16 protein-coding genes are annotated in these 19915 nt (G+C 72.6%); 8 read left to right on the top strand and 8 right to left on the bottom strand.

What is annotated here, in order from left to right:
* Nucleotides 1-56: 56 nt before the first annotated feature.
* On the top strand, nt 57-2126 hold the full coding sequence (locus ACIQWG_RS03290) for a SpoIIE family protein phosphatase (protein ID WP_404089642.1): 2070 nt from the start codon (nt 57-59) through the stop codon (nt 2124-2126).
* A 182-nt stretch (nt 2127-2308) separates the two neighbouring features.
* Nucleotides 2309-4759: a SpoIIE family protein phosphatase gene (locus ACIQWG_RS03285; RefSeq protein WP_404089640.1), complete on the top strand. Its 2451-nt coding sequence runs from the start codon at nt 2309-2311 to the stop codon at nt 4757-4759.
* Nucleotides 4760-4775: 16 nt separating this feature from the next.
* On the opposite strand, the gene ACIQWG_RS03280 is transcribed toward ACIQWG_RS03285, so the two are convergent.
* The 8 genes from ACIQWG_RS03280 to ACIQWG_RS03245 all read right to left on the bottom strand — a co-directional run bounded on the left by ACIQWG_RS03280 (nt 4776) and on the right by ACIQWG_RS03245 (nt 12768).
* Nucleotides 4776-5387 carry a TetR/AcrR family transcriptional regulator gene (locus ACIQWG_RS03280; RefSeq protein WP_404089638.1) on the bottom strand — a complete coding sequence of 204 codons (612 nt, stop codon included), beginning with the start codon at nt 5385-5387 and terminating at the stop codon, nt 4776-4778.
* A 47-nt stretch (nt 5388-5434) separates the two neighbouring features.
* Nucleotides 5435-6337 carry a 3-hydroxybutyryl-CoA dehydrogenase gene (locus ACIQWG_RS03275; RefSeq protein WP_404089636.1) on the bottom strand — a complete coding sequence of 301 codons (903 nt, stop codon included), beginning with the start codon at nt 6335-6337 and terminating at the stop codon, nt 5435-5437.
* A 35-nt stretch (nt 6338-6372) separates the two neighbouring features.
* On the bottom strand, nt 6373-7545 hold the full coding sequence (locus ACIQWG_RS03270; RefSeq protein ID WP_404089634.1) for an acyl-CoA dehydrogenase family protein: 1173 nt from the start codon (nt 7543-7545) through the stop codon (nt 6373-6375).
* A 30-nt stretch (nt 7546-7575) separates the two neighbouring features.
* Nucleotides 7576-8748, bottom strand: a complete 1173-nt coding sequence (locus tag ACIQWG_RS03265; protein WP_404089632.1) for an acyl-CoA dehydrogenase family protein — start codon at nt 8746-8748, stop codon at nt 7576-7578.
* 34 nt (nt 8749-8782) lie between these two features.
* Nucleotides 8783-10837, bottom strand: a complete 2055-nt coding sequence (locus tag ACIQWG_RS03260) for an acetate--CoA ligase family protein (protein WP_404089630.1) — start codon at nt 10835-10837, stop codon at nt 8783-8785.
* Between the two features lies 1 nt (nt 10838).
* A complete protein-coding gene (locus ACIQWG_RS03255; RefSeq protein WP_404089628.1) occupies nt 10839-11030 on the bottom strand; it encodes a ferredoxin in 192 nt (63 codons plus the stop codon).
* A gap of 80 nt (nt 11031-11110) precedes the next feature.
* A complete protein-coding gene (locus ACIQWG_RS03250; protein ID WP_404089626.1) occupies nt 11111-12346 on the bottom strand; it encodes an NADH-ubiquinone oxidoreductase-F iron-sulfur binding region domain-containing protein in 1236 nt (411 codons plus the stop codon).
* Complete coding sequence (locus ACIQWG_RS03245; protein WP_404089624.1) at nt 12343-12768, bottom strand: hypothetical protein; 426 nt, start codon at nt 12766-12768, stop codon at nt 12343-12345. Before ACIQWG_RS03245 ends, ACIQWG_RS03250 begins: the two co-directional genes overlap by 4 nt.
* 391 nt (nt 12769-13159) lie before the next feature.
* Here ACIQWG_RS03245 and ACIQWG_RS03240 point away from each other — a divergent pair, with 391 nt between their 5' ends.
* The 6 genes from ACIQWG_RS03240 (at nt 13160) to ACIQWG_RS03215 (ending at nt 19846) form a co-directional block, all read left to right on the top strand.
* Entirely contained in the window at nt 13160-14338 is a 1179-nt protein-coding gene (locus ACIQWG_RS03240) for an aromatic ring-hydroxylating dioxygenase subunit alpha (RefSeq protein ID WP_404089622.1), read from the top strand.
* A gap of 187 nt (nt 14339-14525) precedes the next feature.
* Nucleotides 14526-15650 (top strand): spermidine/putrescine ABC transporter substrate-binding protein, encoded by a 1125-nt coding sequence (locus tag ACIQWG_RS03235; protein ID WP_404089620.1) that lies wholly within the window; start codon nt 14526-14528, stop codon nt 15648-15650.
* Nucleotides 15651-15653: 3 nt separating this feature from the next.
* Nucleotides 15654-16547 (top strand): ABC transporter permease, encoded by an 894-nt coding sequence (locus ACIQWG_RS03230; RefSeq protein ID WP_404089618.1) that lies wholly within the window; start codon nt 15654-15656, stop codon nt 16545-16547.
* Nucleotides 16544-17422 carry an ABC transporter permease gene (locus ACIQWG_RS03225; protein WP_404089616.1) on the top strand — a complete coding sequence of 293 codons (879 nt, stop codon included), beginning with the start codon at nt 16544-16546 and terminating at the stop codon, nt 17420-17422. The genes ACIQWG_RS03230 and ACIQWG_RS03225 overlap by 4 nt, the downstream gene beginning before the upstream one ends.
* Nucleotides 17423-17427: 5 nt before the next feature.
* Nucleotides 17428-18501: an ABC transporter ATP-binding protein gene (locus ACIQWG_RS03220; RefSeq protein ID WP_404089614.1), complete on the top strand. Its 1074-nt coding sequence runs from the start codon at nt 17428-17430 to the stop codon at nt 18499-18501.
* A 25-nt stretch (nt 18502-18526) separates the two neighbouring features.
* The gene (locus ACIQWG_RS03215; RefSeq protein WP_404089612.1) at nt 18527-19846 is read left to right on the top strand and encodes a flavin monoamine oxidase family protein; all 1320 of its coding nucleotides are present in this window, start codon (nt 18527-18529) and stop codon (nt 19844-19846) included.
* Nucleotides 19847-19915: the final 69 nt, after the last annotated feature.

Below are 19915 nucleotides of genomic sequence, written 5' to 3'. Positions count from 1 at the left end.
GCCTACGCTGTCCTTGAGCCGCCTGTGGTCCGAGGTGGTGTGAGCGAGGTGCCCTCATGGCCGGCGTGAGTCACCGGGATGCGCGCGCGCACGACGCGATCGACGCGACGCCGGGCCTGCACGCGTCCACCGTGGGACACGCGGGGGTGTTCGAGGACCTGCTGCCGCTCGCCCTGTGGGTGGTCGATTCCGACGGCCGGCTGGTGCAGTGGTCGCTGGCCGCGCAGGACCTGCTCGGTCACACACCGGAGCAGATGCTGGGCCAGGACGCCAAGCGCGTACTCGTACCGGAGGAGAACCACGAGCTGGCCGACCGGGTGGGCCGGACGGTCGGCACGGGTGCGGCGGTGGTCGGACGGCTGCCGGTCCGGCATCGCGACGGGTCGCTCGTCGACATGGAGATGTGGCACTGTCCGATCACGGACGCCCGGGGGCGGACGGGTGTGCTGGCCATCGCGGCGGAGACCTCGGCGGTGGAGCGGATGCGGGACTCGCTGGCCGCGCTGGAAGGGCTGTTCTCGCAGTCCCCGATCGGCCTGGCCATGCTCGGCCCCGACCTGCGTTTCCTCCGGGTCAACGAGGCGTTGGCGCGCATCGACGGGGTGCCGGTCGGCGAGCACGTGGGCAGGCGCGTCACCGACATCGCTCCGCGCGCGGGTGCGCTGGAGGCGGTCATGCGGCGGGTCCTCGACCGGGGTGAGGCGATCGTGGACTTCCGCTACACGGTCCGTCCGGCCGACCCGGAGCGGCGGCGCACCTGGTCCTGCTCCTACGCCCCGCTGCTCGGCGGCGCCGGCCGGCGGGTGGGCGTGATCGCCTCGCTGATCGACGTCACCGAGGGGCAGCGGGCCCACCTGGAGGCGGAGCGGGCACGGCAGCGGCTCGCGCTGCTGGCGGAGGCGGGGACGCAGATGGGGTCCACGCTGGATCTGGCGCAGACGGCCCGGGAGGTGGTCCGCGTGCTGGTCCCCCGGCTCGCGGACTCCGCGGACGTGCAGCTGCTGGAGGAGGCGCTGGCACCGGACGAGACGGCGGCGTCCGCGCACGGCGTGGTCCGGCGGGTCGCCGCCGCCTTCACCGATCCGGCGGCGCCCTCCGACCACCTCACGGACGGCATGACGATGCAGATCCCGCACGGTTCGATGTACGAGCAGGTCATCAGCGCCGGCCGGGCGATGAATCTGTATCTGCGTGACATCGGCCCGCTGATCTCCTCCCCCGGCGCGGACCGGCTGCGCGAGTACCTGCGCGCCCGGGTGGGCTCCGCGCGTATGGTCCCGCTGGTGGCACGGGGCACCGTGCTCGGCGCGGTGGTGGTGACCCGGACCCGGGACCGGGAGCCGTTCGACGAGCAGGACACCCTGCTCATCGACGATCTGGTCGCCCGGGCGGCGCTGAACATCGACAACGCGCGCATGTACGGCCGCGAACGCGACGCGGCGCTCACCCTCCAGCGCAGCCTGATGAACCCCTCCCTGCCCGCCGTCAACGGGCTGGAGATCACCGCGCGCTACCTGCCCGCGGGCGATCACGAGGTCGGCGGTGACTGGTTCGACGCCATCGCCCTGTCGGGCGGCCGGACCGCGCTGGTGATCGGGGACGTGATGGGGCACGGCATCCACGCGGCGGCGGTCATGGGGCAGCTGCGCACCGCCGTACGGACCCTGGCGAGGCGGGACACGCCGCCGGACGAGGTGCTGCCCGCCCTCGACGCCGCCGTGGCGGACCTGGGCGAGAACGAGATGGCCACCTGTCTGTACGCCGTCCACGACCCGACCACCGGCGACTGTCTGATCGCCAGCGCGGGCCACCCGCCGCCCGTGGTGGCCGACGTGCGCGGCACGGTCGCCTTCCTGGACGGCGCCGCGGGGCCGCCGCTGGGCGTGGGCCGGCAGGGCTGCGAGGTGCAGCGGGTGAAGCTGCGGCCCGAGAGTCTCCTGGTGATCTACACCGACGGTCTGATCGAGAACCGCGGCACGGACCTCGACCAGGGCATGCGCCGGCTCGCCCAGGCGCTGCGGCATCCCGGGCGCCCGCTGGACCAGGTCTGCGACGGCCTCCTGGCCCATGTCCTGCCCGAGGTGGCCGACGACGACGTGGCGGTGCTGCTGGCCCGGCCGCGGTGACCTCGGGTGTCGGGCCGTCGGAGGCGTCGCCGGCCGGTCCGGCCCGGCTGCCGCGACCAGGCACGAGAGGAGCGCAGAGCCGATACTGGGAGTCGGCCGCCGCAAGGCCGGTCACGCGTAACGGCATGAGAGTGCCCGGGGCCCCGCGCCACGGGCCGCGAACGGCGCGAGATGGGTGGGCGATGCACGACACATCCCCGACGTCGCTCCATGAGAGCCCGGAGGATCCGTTCTCGGTGCACCGGTCCGCCTCGGCCGCCCTGGACGGCCACGGACGGGTCGTCGCCTGGAGCGAACAGGCCACCAAGCTCCTCGGGCACCGGGCCGACGAGGTGCTGGGCCGCCGGGTGTGCGAGGTCCTGGTGGCGGAGGGGGACGAGGATCTGATCGCCGCGGCCACCACCGAGTGTGTGCGCGAGCGCGGCTGGTTCGGGCTGCTGCCGGTCCTCAACCGGGCGGGCGAACGCGTCCACGTCGGGTTCAGGGCCCGCCGTATGGAACGGCTGGACCACACCGTCGAGTGGCATCTGGTCGGCTCGCTCGCCGAGCACATGGTCCAGTGGGAGATCGACCGCGCCGTACTGGACGGCCTGTTCAGCCGGTCCCCGGTGGGGGTCGTGGTGCTCGGCCCGGATCTGCGGGTGCTGCGCGTCAACCGGGCGATCGCGCGGTTCGGCGGGCTGCCGCCCGAGGCGTACCGCGGGCGCCGCGCCGCCGAGTTCCTGTTCGGGCAGGACGCGGATCTGGCGGAGGACAAGCTCCGGTCGGTGCTGGAGACGGGCCGGCCCGTGATCTTCGCCGAGCAGCCGGCCCGGCTGCTGCACGATCCCGGCAAGGAGCTGGTCATCTCCATCTCGGCGTTCCGGATGCAGGACCCGTCGGGCCGGGTGCTCGGGGTCACCGAGATTGTCGAGGACGTCACCGACCGGCACCGGGCACGCCGGCGGCTCGCGCTGCTCAACGAGGCCGGGACCAGGATCGGGACGACCCTGGACGTAGCGACCACGGCGCGCGAGCTGGCCGAGGTGGCGGTGCCCGAGCTCGCCGACGCCGTCTCGGTGGATCTGCTGGAGCCCGTGCCCTGCGGGGAGGAACCGGCGCCCGACTCCATGGGTCCGCTGCGCAGGATGGCGGTCCGCAGCATCCGGCCCGCGTCGATGAGGGTGATGCGTCCCGAGGGCCGGCTGTTCGCCTTCCCCGCGCGGACCGCGCCCGCCCGCTGTCTGGCCGACCGGCGTCCGATCCTGCTGCCCGCGCTGGAGGACAGCGCCGCGTGGTTCGCCGCCGAACCCGAACGGGCCGAGAAGGCGCTGGCCATGGGCGTCCACTCGCTGATCGCGGTGCCGCTCGCCGCGCGCGGTGTGGTCCTGGGCGTGGTCTGTCTGTGGCGCTCGAAGACGGCGGAGCCGTTCGAGGAGGACGACCTCACCCTGGCGGTGGAGTTCGCCGCCAGAGCCGCCGTCTGTATCGACAACGCCCGCCGCTACACCCAGCAGCACCAGGCCGCGGAAGCCCTCCAGCGCAGCCTGCTGCCGAGCGAGGTGCCCGAGCACCCGGCGGTGGAGACGGCCCACCGCTACCTGCCCGCGCGGGCCTCCACCGGCGTCGGCGGCGACTGGTTCGACGTCATCCCGCTGTCGGGGCTGCGGGTCGCCCTCGTGGTCGGCGACGTCGTCGGCCACGGAATGCACGCCTCGGCGACCATGGGCCGGCTGCGGGCCGCCGTGCGCACCCTGGCCCACCTCGACCTGGCCCCGGACGAGGTCCTCGCCCGCCTCGACGACCTGGTGGACCAGCTGGCCACCGAACAGCAGGTGGCCGGGGCGAGCGCACCGCAGATCGTGGGCGCGACCTGCCTGTACGCGATCTACGACCCTGTCTCCCGGCACTGCGCGATGGCACGCGCGGGTCACCCGCCGCCGACGGTGCTGGGGCCGGACGGCCGGGTGCGCCCGGTCGACCTGCCCGCGGGACCGCCGCTGGGTCTGGGCGGCCTGCCGTTCGAGTCGGCCGAGCTCGAACTGGCCGAGGGCAGCGTGATCGCCCTGTACAGCGACGGCCTCCTGCTGGCCGACGACCGCGACATCGACCAGGGCCTCGACCTGCTGCACGGCACGCTGGCCGGGGCCGCGGCCAGACCGCTGAAGCACACATGCAAGGCGGTGGAGGACGCGATGCTCCCCGACCGTCCCGCCGACGACGTGACACTGCTGCTGGGCCGCACCCGGGTGCTGGCGGCTCAGGACGTGGCCACCTGGGAGCTGGCGGCCGATCCGACCGTGGCCGGCCGGGCCCGGACGCTGGTGAGCGAGCGGCTGACCGAGTGGGGGCTCGACGAACTCGCCTTCACCACCGAGCTGATCGTCAGCGAACTGGTCACCAACGCCTACCGGTACGCCGGCGGCCCCGTCGTGCTGCGGCTGATCCGCGACGGCAATCTCATCTGCGAGGTCTCCGACTCCAGCAGCACCTCGCCCCATCTGCGGCAGGCCCGCAGTACCGACGAGGGCGGGCGCGGTCTGTTCCTGGTGGCCCAGCTGTCCGAGCGCTGGGGCACGCGCTACGGCCGCAACAGGAAGACCATCTGGGCCGAGCAGCCGCTGTCGCCCGATCAGGCGGATCCCGGGAGTTGAGCGCCGGCGCCGGACGTCAGTCCGCCGGCACCTCGGCCGGCAGACCGAGGGCCGTGGAGATGTGCCGCCAGATCGCGGCCAGTGCCGTGTCGAGGGTGACCGTCGGGTCGCGCAGCATCAGCCGGATGCCGTAGCCGTCGCTGAGCGAGAGCACGAGGGTGCTGAGGTCGTCGACGTCGGTGGCGGTGAACTCGCCGGAGGCGATGCCGCGCCGGATCGCGTCGGACACCCAGCCGTGCAGCTGGGCGTACAGGTCCACGGCGAAGACGCGGGTCGTCTCGTCGCGCAGCGCCCGCACCCACAGTTCCTGCCACAGCCGCCAGTCCTGGTGCAGTTCGGGGTCGGTGGGCAGCAGGTTGCGCACGATGCGGGCCAGGATGACCGCCGCCGGCGCGGTTCCCGCGTCCCGATCGACGTCGAGGGCCGTGTTGGCGAAGGAGTGGGTCATCGCCTCGGTGAACAGCTTCTCGCGCGTGTCGAAGTGGTAGTGCAGCAGCGCCGTCGACACCCCGGCCCGCTCGGCGACCATGCGCATGCGGATCTTCTCGAAGCCGATGTCGGCGATGACCTCGCACGCGGCGGTCAGGATGCGCTCGCGTGTGTCGGCCGTGCGCACCTTGGTGGACACCCGGCGGCTCCCCTCGTTCGCTGGTCGTGGGCCATGACCATCTTCTCTCACGGCCGCCCCGCCGGAACCGGTGCGGCAGGACGCGGTTCCTCGTCGTAGGCGTGGAATCCCCGCCCGGACTTGCGCCCCAGCAGTCCGGCCTCGACCATCCGGGACAGCAGCGGGGGCGGCGAGTACTGGGGTTCGCGGAACTCGGCGTACAGCGACTCGGCGATGGCGCGTGTGGTGTCCAGGCCTATGAGGTCCGTCAGGGCCAGCGGGCCGAGCGGGTGCGCGCAGCCGAGGACCATGCCGCGGTCGACGTCCTCGACGGTCGCGCTGCCCGACTCCACCATGCGGATGGCGGCCAGGAGATAGGGCACGAGCAGCGCGTTGACGACGAACCCGGCCTTGTCCCTGGTCCGTACGACCTCCTTGCCGAGGGTGCCGGTCACGAACTCCTCGGCCCGTTCGGCGGTGGTGTGCGAGGTGAGCAGCGACGGCACGAGTTCGACGAGCCGCAGCACCGGTACGGGGTTGAAGAAGTGCACGCCGACGACCTGCTCGGGGCGGGAGGTCGCGGCGGCGAGCCGGATGACCGGGATGGAGGAGGTGTTGGTCGCGAGGACGGCGTGCTCCCCGGTGAGCACGGAGTCGAGGCGGGTGAAGACGTCGACCTTGAGGGCCTCGTCCTCGGCGACCGCTTCCACGACCAGGTCGTGGTCGTGCAGCGCTTCGAGCCCATGGACGACGGTGATCAGGGCCGTGGCGGCCTCCCGTCGTTCGTCGCTCAACCTGCCGTGTGCGGCGGCCCGGTCGAGCGAGCGGGTGATGCGGAGGCGGCCGGCCCGGGCCGCCTCCGCGTCGCGCTCCACGACCGTGACCGGTACGTCGGCCCGTGCGCAGACCTCGGCGATGCCGGCGCCCATCAGCCCGCAGCCGACGACTCCCACGCGCTTGATGTCGGTCATCCGTCTCCCTCTCTCGGGGTCCGCGGTGGTACGGGTCAGGAGGTGGGCAGGTCCAGGACCCCTGAGCCGCGCTTGACGAGTTCGTTGGCGATGATCAGCCGCTGGATCTCGGAGGTGCCCTCCCAGATCCGGTCGACGCGCAGCTCGCGGTAGAGCCGCTCGACGGCGTACGCGCGGTCGTAGCCGCGGCCGCCGTGGATCTGGAGGCACCGGTCGACCACGCGCCCCGACGCCTCGCTCGCCGAGAGCTTGGCGATGGCCGCCTTGGCGTGCAGCGTCTTGCGGTCCTCTGCGCGGGAGTGGTCGATCTCCCAGGCGACCTGATGGGTGTAGGCGCGGTTGACGGCGATGTCCACGGCGCAGTCGGCCAGCATGCCCTGGATCAGCTGGTACGAGGAGATCGGCGCCCCGAACTGCTCGCGCTCCACCGCCCAGTCCCGGGAGAGTTCCAGCGCGCGTTCGGCGGCACCGGTGGTGCGGGCGGCGATCATCAGGCGTTCCTCGGTGAACCAGGAGCGGGTGATGTCGTAGCCCTCGCCGATGCCGCCGAGCACGGCGTCCTCGTCGACCTGGACGTCGGTGAAGGTGAACTCGGGGTGCTCGTACACGAAGGTGTGCATGAAGCGCGGGACCCGCGTCATCTCTATGCCGGGGGTGTCCTTGTCGACGAGGAAGAGGGTGGGTGCGCGCTCCGGGCCGGCCGCCGCGAGCACGATCATGAAGTCGGCGTGGTCGCCTACCGTCACGAACCACTTCTCGCCGTTGAGCACCCAGCCCCGGTCGTTCTTCGTGGCGGTGGTGGCGAGGTTCTGCGGGTCGGAGCCGGCGCCGCGCTCGGTGACGGCGTAGCAGTCCCGCCGCTCGCCCTTGATCACGGGCACGAGGAACCGCTCGCGCTGCTCGGGGGTGCAGAACCGCAGCGCGTTGGCGGGCCGCCAGACCATGTCCCACAGGGCGCCGGTGAGCCGCCCCAACTCCTCCTGCACGGTGACCTGTTCGGCGATGGTGAGTCCGGCGCCGCCCCACTCGGCGGGCATGTTGACGGCCTGGAGTCCGGCGTCGAGAACGGCGTCACGGACCTTGGCGTGGGCGTCGGCGGGCAGGCCGTTGTCCTCCTCGCACTGGGTCTCGTAGCCGGCGATGAAGTCGGTGAGGGCGCGGGCCTCGGCCTTGAGCTGGGCCTGGCGCGGGGTGAGGCGGAAGTCCATGGAAGTCCTCGCTGTGTTCGGAAGGGAAGGTCAGTGCGTGGGCAGGGCGAGGGCGCGGGTGCCCCGCTTGATGAGCTCGTTGGCGATGATCAGCCGCTGGATCTCGGAGGTGCCCTCCCAGATCCGGTCGACGCGCAGCTCGCGGTACATGCGCTCGACGGGGTAGGTGCGGTCGTAGCCCCGGCCGCCGAAGATCTGGAGACACCGGTCGGCGACCCGGCCGGCGGCCTCGCTGGCGGCGAGCTTGGCGGTGGAGGCCTTGGCGTGCAGGGTCTTGCGGTCGGTGCCGGGCTGGTCGGCCTCCCAGGCGACCTGGTGGGTGTAGGCGCGGTTGACGGCGATGTCCACGGCGCAGTCGGCGAGCATGCCCTGGATCAGCTGGTACGAGGCGATGGGTGCCCCGAACTGCTCGCGCTCCACGGCCCAGTCACGGGCGAGCCGGAGGGCGCGCTCGGCGGCGCCGACCGTACGGGCCGCGATCATCAGGCGTTCGTCGGTGAACCATTCCTTGGTCAGCTCGTAGCCCTTGCCGACGCCGCCGAGCACGTCCTCGTCGGCGACGAAGACGTCGGTGAAGGTGAACTCGGGGTGCCCGTTGACCGCGGAGTGCATGAAGTGCGGCAGCCGCGTCATTCGCACGCCGGGCGCGGCCTTGTCGACGAAGAACAGCGTGGGCAGCCGCTCCGGTCCGGCGTCCGCCTGCACCAGCAGGAAGTCGGCGATGTCGCCGCAGGTGACGAACCACTTCTCGCCGTTGAGCAGCCAGCCCCCGTCGGTGCGGGTGGCCGTGGAGGTGCCGGAGGACGGGTCGGAGCCGGCGCCCGGCTCGGTGACGGCGAAGGCGTCGAACTTCTCGGCGCGGATCACCGGCAGCAGATACTTCTCGCGCTGGCGCTCGTCGCCGTACGCGAGGACGTTGGCGGGCCGCCAGGGAATGTCCCAAAGGCAGTTGGTGACCTTGCCGAACTCCTCCTCGACGATGACCTGGTCGAGCAGGCTGAGCCCGGCGCCGCCCCATTCGGCGGGCATGTTGATGGCGTAGACGCCGGCGTCCATCGCGGCCCGGGTGAGCTCGGTGACGAGTTCCTGCGGCAGGGGTCCGCCGGCCTGCTCGGACTGGTCCTCGTACCGCATGAGCAGCCGGGCGTATTCGGCGGCGCGACGCTTCAGGTCGGCCTGCTCGGGGGTGTAGCGCATGTCCATGGGGACCTCTTCCGGTCGGGCGGGTACGGCTCGGTCAGGCGAGTACGGCGCGGGAGTCGAGGGCGAGGACCCCGTCGGGCCGTACCAGAAGGGGGTTGACCTCGATCTCGGCGATCTCGGGGTGGGCGGCGGCGAATGCCGTGATCGTCTCGATGGCGGCCGCGGCCGCGTGGACGTCGACGGGCGGGCGTCCGCGCACCCCGTCGAGCAGGGCGGCGGTGCGCAGTCCGCGCAGCAGGTGCAGGGCGCGGTCGGCGGGTACCGGGGCGAGGGTGAAGGCGATGTCGCGCAGGGCCTCCGCGAGCACTCCGCCGAGGCCCACCATGGCGACCGGGCCGAACCGGGGGTCCCGGTTGACGCCGACGATCAGCTCGATGCCGTCCGTGAGGTCCGCCATGGCCTCCACGGAGTAGGCGCAGGCGCCGAGCCGGGCGTGCATCTCGCGGAAGGCGGCGAGCAGTTCGCCGGGACCGGCGAGGCCGAGGGCCACTCCCCCGGCGTCGGACTTGTGCAGCAGGTGCAGGGCCTTGAGGACGTAGGGCCCGCTGAACTCGGCCGCGGCGGCGAGGAGTTCGGTCTCGTCGTGGATCTCCCGGGCGGTGGGGAAGGCGAGTCCGGCCGCTTCGAGGGCTCGCCGGGTCTCCAGGTACCCGCTCTCGCGCAAGGGGGGTGCGGGGCGGGGAAGGGGGGCCACGCCGGTGTTCCAGGGGCGCGGTGCGGTGGCGGCGAGTGCGCGGGCGGCGTCCTCGGTGGCGCCGAAGACCGGCACCCCGGCGGCGGCGAGGGTGCGGCAGCTCGGCGATTCGGGATACATCGACTGCACCACGAGGGGTTTGGCGGTGGCGCGGTGCCGGGCGGCGATGAGGCGGGCCGCGGCCTGCTCCCCCTCCGCGAGTGCCGTACCGCCGCCCCCGAGCCCGCCCTCCGAGGCGGCGTACCCGCCGAAGTAGCCGGTCATCAGCACGGCGTCGACCTCCTCGGCGGCCAGCAGCGTCTCGACGGTCGCCGCGTAGGAGCCGGGGTCCTGCTCGCCCATCCCTGCGAGGTCCACCGGGTTGGCCAGGGCCGACTGGTCCCAGAGGGCCTCCCGCAGCAGCCGCCGCGTGGGCTCCCGGAGTTCGGGCACGGCGAGCCCGGTCGTCTCCACCGCGTCGGCGGCTATGACACCGTGGCCTCCGCCGTCCGTGAGGACCGCGACCCGGTGGTCCGCCGCCCGGCGTCCGCCGGTGGACGCGGCGAGGACGACGGTGAGTTCGCGCGGGGTGGCGACCAGTTCCACCCCGGCGTCGCTGCACGCGGCGGCCACGACGTCGGACGAGGTGGTCAGCGCCCCGGTGTGCGACTGGGCGCTGCGCGCGGAGGCGTCCCCGCGCCCGGCGGTGAGCAGCACCACGGGCTTGCCGGCGGCCGCGGCGGCCTCGGCGAAGGCCCGCCCGTCGCCGAAGTCCTCGGCGTAGACCGCGATGGCCCGGGTGCCCTCGTGCCGGGCGCAGTCGGCGAGCAGGTCGACGAGGGTGACGTCGGCCTGGTTGCCGAGCGAGACGAACCGGGAGAAGCCGAGGCCGTGCGGGCGGAAGCGGAGCTGGAGTTCGAGGGCGAGGTTGCCGCTCTGGCTCAGCAGCGCGATGCCGCCGGGGGTGAAGGTGTCGGACGCCAGGTGGAGCTCGGTGGTGTTGTCGGCCAGTCCCAGGCAGTTGGGGCCGACCATCACGGCGCCGGCGGCCCGCACCCGTTCGGCGACGGCGTCCTGCCGGGCCCGGCCCGCGTCGCCGGTCTCGGCGAATCCGGCGGTGATCGCGACGATGGCCCGCGCCCCGCACCGCAGCGCCTCGTCGACGGCGTCCTCGAACCCGGCGGCGGGCACGGAGACCACCGCCAGGTCGACGGGCTCGCCGATCGCGCTCAGGCTGGGCGCGGCGGTGCGGCCGAGCACGGTGCCGCCACGGCGGTTGACGAGGTGGACGGGGCGGCGGCCGTCCGCGCGGACCGCCTGGGCCGCGATGGCGTGCCCGTACTTGGCGGGGTCGTCGCTGGCTCCGACGACGGCGACGGAGACGGGGTCGAAGAGCGCCGAGAGGTCGCGTCCCATGTCACTTCACCAGCCGCAGCGCGGAGTTGGGGCAGGCGGCGACGGCGGCCTCGGCGGCCTCCTCGCCACCCGGCGGCACCTCGGCCGAGCGCAGCTGCGCGTAGCCCCACTCGTCGAGGTCGATCAGGTGGGGCGCGGGTTCCTGGCAGAGGCCGTAGCCCTGGCAGCGGGTGGAGTCCAGCAGGAGTTTCATGGTGCGGTCCTTTCGGTACGGCGGGTTCGGGCACGCGTCTCGTCAGGGCGGCGGGCGCTCGTCGGGGGGCGGGACCGGGGTCAGGGCACCGGCAGCACGAACCGGCGTCCGTCCTCGGTGATCGCGCGTGAACAGGCGGGGCAGGCGGACCCGCGGTGTTCGTCGACGCGGTCGCGGAAGTGGGCGAGGAGGCCGGCGCCGACCCGGGCGGCGGCGTCGAGCAGCCCGCAGGCACCGCGTCCGGGCAACTGCTGCGACCAGCGGTGCAGCTTCTGGACCGTGTCCTCGGTCGCCTCGCCGCCGGCGACCGCCGCGAGGGCCTTGGCCATGGCCCCGGTGCCGGAGAGGCACACCCCGCACTGGCGGGCGCTCTGCGCCGCGAGGTAGGCGGCTGCCTCCACGGCCACGGCGACCGGGCAGTCCCCGGGGCCCAGGAAGTGCAGCGCGCCGCAGCCGAGGGCCCCGCCGGCCGCGTTCAGGCCGTCGTGGTCGAGCGGAAGATCGGTCCAGCCCGCGCCGTACAGTCCGCCGAACAGACCGCCCAGCAGCACCGCTTCGGCCCTTCCGTGCCCGCACAGGTCGGCGAGCACCTTCAGATGGGTACCGGCGGGCACTTCGACCAGGGCGCCTTCCGAACCCGGTCCGGACAGGCTCACCAGGTGGGTCCCGGCCACCGCGGCGACCTCGTGCGGCCGTGCGTACATGGCCGCGATGCGGGCCAGCGTCTCCACGTTGGCGACCGCGGTGGGCGCGCCGCCGACTCCGCTCTCGAAGGGACGCGGGGGCTTCGCCGTGGGCAGCGCCGGGCCGCCGTCGATCCGTCGTACGACCGCGGTCTCCTCCCCCGCGACATAGGTGTGCTCCGTGCTGACGACGTCGATGCGGAGCTCCGGGGCGGACTCGGCAAGGGCCCGTCGTACGGCCCGCTCGGCGGGGGCGTCGGAGAGGTACACGATGCCCCGCTCGGCTCCGGCGACGGCCGCGGCCAGCCGCAGTCCGTCGAGGACCAGGTGCGGACGGTGCCGCAGCAGCCAGCGGTCCTTCACGGAGCCGGGCTCGCCCTCCTCGCCGTTGGCGACGACCACCCGCGGGCCCGGTGCGGCACGGACGGCCCGCAGCTTGACCGCGGTCGGGAAGCCGGCGCCACCGCGTCCGCGCAGGCCCGAGGCGGTGATCAGGTCGAGCAGGCGGTCGGGCGGGATCAGCGGCGCGTAGCCGCCCCCCGCCAGGTACGTGTCGACGTCCTCGGCCCAGCCCCGCCACGGGACGAGCAGGCCCGCCCGGCCCTCGGGGAGAAGGCAGTACACGCCGGTCATACGGTGCTCCTGGGCTCGGCGTGGCCGTAGCGCGCGGGGCCGGGGCGCGACCTCAGGTGTGCCAGCGCCCGCTCCAGGTCCCGTCGCTGTGCGCGGGTGCGCTCGTAGCCCGCCCCGGGCAGGCCGATCAGCATGCGGTGGTGGTCGAGGACGACCTCGCCGGCCAGCAGCGCCGCCCCCGCGTCGTCGCCGCGGGAGCCCGCCGCCTCGACGACCAGGTCGGTGACCTCGCGCAGGTAGCGCAGCCAGCCGCGCTGGGTGCCGCGCAGCACCAGCCGCTCGACGCGGTGCCGCTCGGCGGCGACGAGGGCCGACGGCGGGCGGCCGGGCGCCGGGGACCGCAGGGCGGCCACCGCGGCGGGCAGCTCCTGTTCGGGCTCCGGCGTGAGGCCGAGCCAGACGAGACTGCGGCGAGTGCTCATGCGTGCCTCCGGGGTCGCTCCGTCCCCGGGTGGTCCCGGAACGGGGGTGGCGCGGCCATGCCGTGGAAGGGGGCTGCTCCGGTGCCGTGACGCGAGGCGCGGGGAGCTGTGGCGGGTGTCCGGAGCCGGACCCCGACGTGGCGCGGACCTGGGGCCCGCGGGCTTGCGGAGGGCACCTGGGCATCCCTCCACGGGCCAGGTCGATCCGCCTGCCAGGAGACTAACTAACTAATTAGTCAGCCCACAAGTCTTGACTTGCCCGCAGGGCGGTCCCAGTCTGACTAACCAATCAGTCAGTCGGATCGCGGCAGGTCCGAAAGTCGGACGTGCCCCTGTTCCCGGCGCATCCCTCACCGCCCATCGCCGCCGCAGCGGCGCGGAGGAGGACCCCATGAACCCCTCGACCACCCAGGCAGCCGCTGTCACTCCCGCTGCCCCGCCGGTGCCGCCCCCCGAGCACCCCGGCGAAGCGCTGCCGGCGCGCTACTACACCGATCCGGCCGTCGCGAAGGCCGAGACGGACCGCATCTTCGCCAAGTCCTGGCAGCTCGCCTGCCACGAGTCCGACCTCCCCGGCCCCGGCGCCCGCCTGACCGCGACCGTCGCCGGCCGGGAAGTGCTGGTCGTACGGACCGAGGACGGCACGCTCGCCGCCCACCTCAACGTCTGCCGGCACCGCGGCACCCGTCTGGTCACCGACCCGGAGCCTTCGGGCAAGGCGATCCGCTGCCCGTACCACGGCTGGACCTACAAGCTGGACGGCCGTCTGGTCGGTGCCCCCGAGGCGCGCAGGATCCCCTGCCTGGACAAACCGAAGCTCGGCCTGCACGCGGTCAACGTGGAGTCGTTCCTCGGCTTCGTCTTCGTCAACCTGGACATGGAGGCGACCCCGCTCGCCGAGAGCTGCGCCGGGCTCGCCGAGGCCGTGGGCCGCTACGCCGGACCCGGTCTGGTGCCCGTCGGCAAGCACCGCATCCACGACCTGGCCGGCGGCGAGGAGCAGAACGCCAACTGGAAGGTCATCGTCGACAACTACCTGGAGGGCTACCACGTCCCGGTGGCCCACCCCTCGCTGATGCGACTGCTCGACTACGCGGCGTACACGGTGGACGTGCAGGAGAACTACGTACTGTTCGAGTCGCCGCTGCGCGACAAGCCCTCCTCCAACTGGACCGAGCGGCTCTACCAGCGACTGGCGACCCCGATGCCCGGCCTGGTCGAGGCCGACCGGCGGGTCTGGCGGTACGCCGTGATCTACCCCAACACGCTCATCGACTTCTACCCTGACCACGTGCTCGCGTGGACCGCCCTGCCCACCGCCCAGGACCGGGCGGCGATCCCCGGCGCCTTCTACACGAAGCTCGGCGAGGGCCTGCGCACCCGGCTGGCCCGGCGGCTGAACATCCACATCGGCTGGGTCACCAACGACGAGGACGCCGAGCTGGTGGAGCGGGTCCAGACCGGGATGCGGACGCCCGGTTTCGAGCCGGGCCCGCTGTCGCAGCGCGAGGCCGCCGTCGGCTGGTTCGCCGGACGGGTCAGGGACGACCTGGAGGGTGACGCACGGTGACGCCTCCGTCGACCTCGCCGGCGCGCACCCCCGTGCGTCCGCCGTCGGTCTCCGTCTTACCGCGCGACCTCTGATCCGCGCACGCACCTCCCCAGACCGGTCTTCACTACGGAATCAGGGCCTGAAGTGAGCCGACCAGCCGGTCCCGCCCTGGAGTTGTGCCGTTCCTCGACGGAGAGGACGTTCCATGTCCCCCGAGGTACCACCGCCGACCCGACGCGCCATGCTGAGAGCGGGTGCCTGCGGCCTGCTGGGCGCCGCGGCCGGCGGCTGCGGGTTCATGCCCGCCAAGAAACCCGGCGGCGAGCAACTCGCCCCGGTCGAGGCGCGCGTCGACGGCGATCTCGTCTACTTCAACTGGGCCGACTTCGTCGACCCGGCCGTGTTCAAGGGCTTCGAGAAGGAGTACGGCGTCAAGGTCGTCCAGTCGAACTTCGACTCGATGGAGGGCATGGTCGCCAAGCTCAACGCCGGCAACCGCTACGACATCATCTTCCCCACGGCCAAATGGGCCCAGCGGCTGGTCCGAGGCGGTCGGCTGCGCCGTATCGACCACGCCCAACTCACCAACGGCCACGCGGTGTTCGGTTCCCACGCCTACTTCGCCGACCCGTGGTACGACCCCGGATCCGCGCACACCGTGCCGTTCACGGCGTACAAGACCGGCATCGGCTGGCGGCGCGACCGGATCGGCGAACTCAGCGACTCCTGGCGGGACCTGTGGAGCGAGCGGGCCAAGGGCAAGGTCTTCCTGCTGGACGACCGCGACGAGGTGCTCGGCATGGGCGCCCTCTCGCTCGGCCTTGACGTCAGCACCGGTGACACCGGTGACCTCGACCGGATCACCTCGTTGCTGGGCACCCTGCGTCCGCGGCTGCGCGGCTTCTCCAGCGACAGCTACAACAACCTCCTCAACGGCAACGCGCTGATCCAGCAGGCGTGGAGCGGCGACATGGCCGCGATGCTCAACCAGGCCGAGGATCCGTCCGTGTTCGGGTTCGAGGCGCCCAAGGAGGGCACGCCGATCAACTCCGACTGCTACGCCATCCCCTGGAACGCGCCCCATCCCGGCACCGCGATGCTGTTCATCGACTACATGCTGCGGCCGGAGAACGTGAAGAAGAACATCGAGTACATCGGCTACCCGATGCCGGTCGCGGGCTCCGAGCAGATCTACGCCGATCTGGTGAAGCCCTTCCCCGAGTGCCTGGTCACCCAGGACGACCTCAAGGCCGACGTGTTCTTCCGCAACGCCGGCCGCGCGGCGGAGGAAGCCCGCGACATCGCCTGGACCCATGTGAAGGCGGGCTGAGACATGGCACTGCTCCGCCCCTCCTCGCGCAACCGGCGCCGCGACACCGGTGGAAACCGGATCTGGCTGTGGTTCATGCTGCCGGGCACCCTGTGGATGACCGGCTTCCTGATCGCCTCGCTCGCCCTCGTCGCCGTCCTCGCGGTCGGCACTACCGACGAACTCGGCAACCCCCGCTTCGGCTTCGACCTGGCCGGCGTACGCGCGCTTGCCGACCCCGCCTACACCGAGGTCCTCGCCCGCTCCCTCGGCTACGCCCTGCTGACCTGCCTGATCTGTCTGCTGATCGCCTATCCGGTGGCGTACACGATCGCCCTGCACGGCGGGCGGTACAAGCACGCCCTGATCGCCGCGATCGTGGTCCCGTTCTTCGCCAACTACCTGGTGCGGATGTACGGCTGGTCGGTGGTCCTGTCCGACGACGGGCCGGTGCTGCGCACCCTGCGCGCGGTCGGCCTCGCGGACGCGGGCACGAAGATCCTCAACAGCGGCTTCGGCGTCGTCGCGGGACTGGTCTACGGCTTCGTCGTCTTCATGATCATCCCGCTGTACGCGGCCCTGGAACGGCTCGACGTTTCCCTCATCGAGGCCGGCCGAGACCTGTACGGCGGCCCGGTCCGCACGTTCTTCTTCGTCACCCTGCCCGCCACCCGGCAGGGCGCGGCGGCCGGACTCGTCCTGGTCTTCCTGCCCGCGATGGGCGACTTCGTCAGCGCGCAGCTCATGGGAGGCCCGGACCAGATCATGATCGGCAACCTCATCCAGGACAAGTTCTTCCAGGGCCAGAACTGGCCGCTCGGATCCGCGCTCACCATGCTGCTGATGCTGGTCCTGCTGATCGGGATGCTCGGCTATCTGCGGCGCACCCGCAAGGACGAGGCGGAGGCCCTGCGATGACACTGGTCAGCACCCCCTCCACCACCGCTCCGGCCCATGAATCCGTCCGGACGCGGAAGCGCCGGCGCCCTCACCGCAGGCCCCGCGTCCTCGTCGCGGTCACCTGCCTGTTCTTCGCGCTGCTCTACCTGCCCATCGCGGTCGTGGCGCTGTTCTCCTTCAACTCCCAGAAGTCCCTGACCGTGTTCGACGGGTTCAGCCTGCGCTGGTACCGCGCCTTCGCCCACGACGACGTCCTGATCGCCTCCTTGGGCACCAGCCTGCGGATCTCCCTGGTGGCGATGGCCGGTTCGGTGCTGCTCGGGGTGGCGCTCGCGCTCGGTCTGGTCCGCTGCCGCACCCGGCTCGGCTCCCTGGCCGGGCTGATCATGCTGGTCCCGCTGATCACACCGGAGATCGTCACGGGCGTGGCGTCGATGCTGCTGTTCAAGGGGCTGGGTGTGCCCCTGTCCACCGGCACCGTGATGCTCGCGGAGATCACCTTCTCGATCTCGTACGTCACGGTCGTCCTCCGTTCCCGGGTCGCCGCGCTGAACCCGGAGGTGGAGGAGGCCGCGATGGATCTCGGCGCCACCCGCTGGCAGGCGGTGCGGCTGGTGACCCTGCCGGCGCTGCTGCCCGCTGTGCTCGCCTCCGCCGTACTGATCTTCGCGCTGGTCTTCGACGACTTCGTGCTCGCCTACTTCACCACCGGCGTCGACCCGCAGCCCCTGTCGGTGCGGATCTACTCGGCGATCCGCTTCGGGGTGCAGCCCACCATCAACGCCGTCGGGACGCTGATGCTCGCGGGATCCATCGCCCTGATCGCCCTGGCCCTGTTCATCCCGCGCCTCTTCGGCCGTCGCGGCGGCCTCGACATCCTCTCCGGGGAGTGACTTCCATGGACGCGACCCCCGCCGTCCGGCTCGACGCCGTCTCCAAGCAGTTCGCCGACTCCTACGCCGTGCACCGCCTCGACCTCGACATCGAGGCCGGCCACTTCTTCTCCCTGCTGGGCCCGTCCGGCTGCGGCAAGACCACCACGCTGCGCATGATCGGCGGGTTCAGCGACCCCACCGAGGGCGCGGTGCTGCTGGCCGGCGAGGACGTGACCGACCTGCCGCCGAACAAGCGCAACGTCAACACGGTCTTCCAGAGCTACGCCCTCTTCGACCACCTGAGCATCGCCGACAATGTCGGCTTCGGCCTCAAGCGCAGAGGCGTCGCCAAGGCCGAGATACGGCAACGGGTCGGCGAGATGCTGGAGCTGGTCCAGCTCGCCGGGCTCGCCGACCGGGGTCCCCGTACGCTCTCCGGCGGCCAGCGTCAGCGCGTCGCCCTCGCCCGCGCGCTGGTCAACCGGCCGGCCGTGCTGCTGCTCGACGAACCGCTCGCCGCGCTCGACCTGAGACTGCGCCGCCAGATGCAGGTGGAGCTGAAGCAGATCCAGCGCGAGGTCGGCATCACCTTCGTGTTCGTCACCCACGACCAGGACGAGGCGCTGACCATGTCCGACCGGATCGCGGTGATGAACGAGGGGCACATCGAGCAGTGCGGCACCCCCGAGGACATCTACGAGCACCCCGCCACCCGGTTCGTCGCCTCCTTCATGGGCACCTCCAACCTGATGACCGGCACCTACCGGGGTGGTGAGGTGGCCCTGGAGAAGGGTGGGCCCGCCCTGCCCGTCGGCGCGCGCTCCGAGATCGCGGACGGCACCGCCGTGAGCGTGTCGGTGCGCCCCGAGAAGATCTGGCTGTCCGACTTCGAACCGGGCATGTCGATGCTGAGCGGGGTGATCCGCGAGACCGTCTACAGCGGCCCGACGACGACCTATCTGATCGAACTCGCCCCGGGCGTCACGCTGTCGGTGCTGGAGCAGAACACGGCCCGCGCCCGCATGGAGGACCGCTGGAGCGGCGGCGAGACGGTGGAGTTCGGGTGGCGGCCCGAGCACTGCCTGGTCCTGGCCTGACCCACCCGCGACGAAAGCGAAACCCATGCATCACGACGTGATCGTGCTCGGCGCCGGTCTCGCCGGGCTGAGTGCCGCCCGGGACCTGGCCGCCGCCGGCACCGACGTGCTGGTCCTGGAGGCCCGGGACCGCGTCGGCGGCCGGGTCGAGCAGACCCGCACACCCGACGGCCGTACCGTCCAGCTGGGCGGCGAGGTGGTCGGCCACGGGCACACCGCCTATCTGCGACTCGCCAAGGAACTCGGCCTCGAACTGATCCCCAGCTACGTCGACGAACCCGGCCGCATCACGCGTGCCACCCCGGACGGGCTCTCGGCCGGCGACCCGCCGCACTGGTTCGGACCCGGTGACGCGGCCCTGCACGAGCGCCTGGGCGCCGAGTTCACCGCCCTCGCCGCCTCCGTCGACCCCGACGACCCCTGGTCGCATCCGGACGCGACCGCCCTGGACCGGCTGTCCGTCGCCGGCTGGCTGCGCTCCCGGCAGGCCTCCCCCGCCGTGGTACGCCTGTGGGAGATCGGCCAACTCGCCCTGGCGGGCGGCTCCTACGAGCGGACCTCGCTGCTGGCGGCGCTGCGCAAGAGCGCGGCCGTGCCCGGCTCCGGCAGGGGCGACTACGACTACGAGGACTGGGAGGGGCTGCGGCTCGCGGAGGGCTCGGCGACCCTCGCCGAGGTGCTGGGCCGGGTGCTGGGGCCGCGTATCCGGCTCGGTTCGCCCGTGGCCGCGCTGGACATCCGCCCCGGCCGCTGTGCCGTACGCCTGGCCACGGGTGAGGTCGTCACCGCCGACGCGGTGGTGAGCGCCCTGCCCGTCGGACCGCTGCGGTCGGTCGCCGTCGGCGGTGTCAGCGAGGCACGGCTCGCCTCCCTGCACCGGCAACGACAGGCGACGGCGGCGAAGTTCGCCGCGGTGTACGACCGTCCGTTCTGGCGGGACGCCGGCCTCAACGGGCTGTCCGAGGCGGAGGGGGTGCTGGGCAGCACCTGGCCGCAGAACGAGGGCGTCCTGTCGGCCCTGGTCCCGCCCGAGCGCTACGGCGTCCTGCTCGGCATCCCGCCCCAGCTGCGCACCCCCGAACTGCTCGCCGAGGTGGCCGGCATGTTCGGCGACGAGGCGCTGCGGCCGAGCTCCTGCCATCTGCGGCTGTGGGGCACCGACCCGTGGACCCAGGGGTACGTCACCCAGTGGCCGCCCGGCGAGGTCATGGCCGTCGGCCCGCTGCACGGCACCCATGAACCCCCGTTCTACGTCTGCGGCTCCGACCAGTGGGTCGCCGGATACATGGAGGGCGCCGTCCGCACCGGCCGCGCCGCCGCCGAGGAGGCGTTGCGCCGTGGCTGACACCGAGCGTCTGAACCACATCGGCGGCAAGGACGTGCCGGCCGCGTCCCGCGCCACCCAGCCGCTGAT

It is taken from the genome of Streptomyces sp. NPDC098781 (genome assembly GCF_044759995.1).
GTDB lineage: Bacteria > Actinomycetota > Actinomycetes > Streptomycetales > Streptomycetaceae > Streptomyces.
The sequence above is the reverse complement of the archived record's forward strand: the minus strand, read 5'-3'. Positions and strand labels throughout refer to the sequence as shown.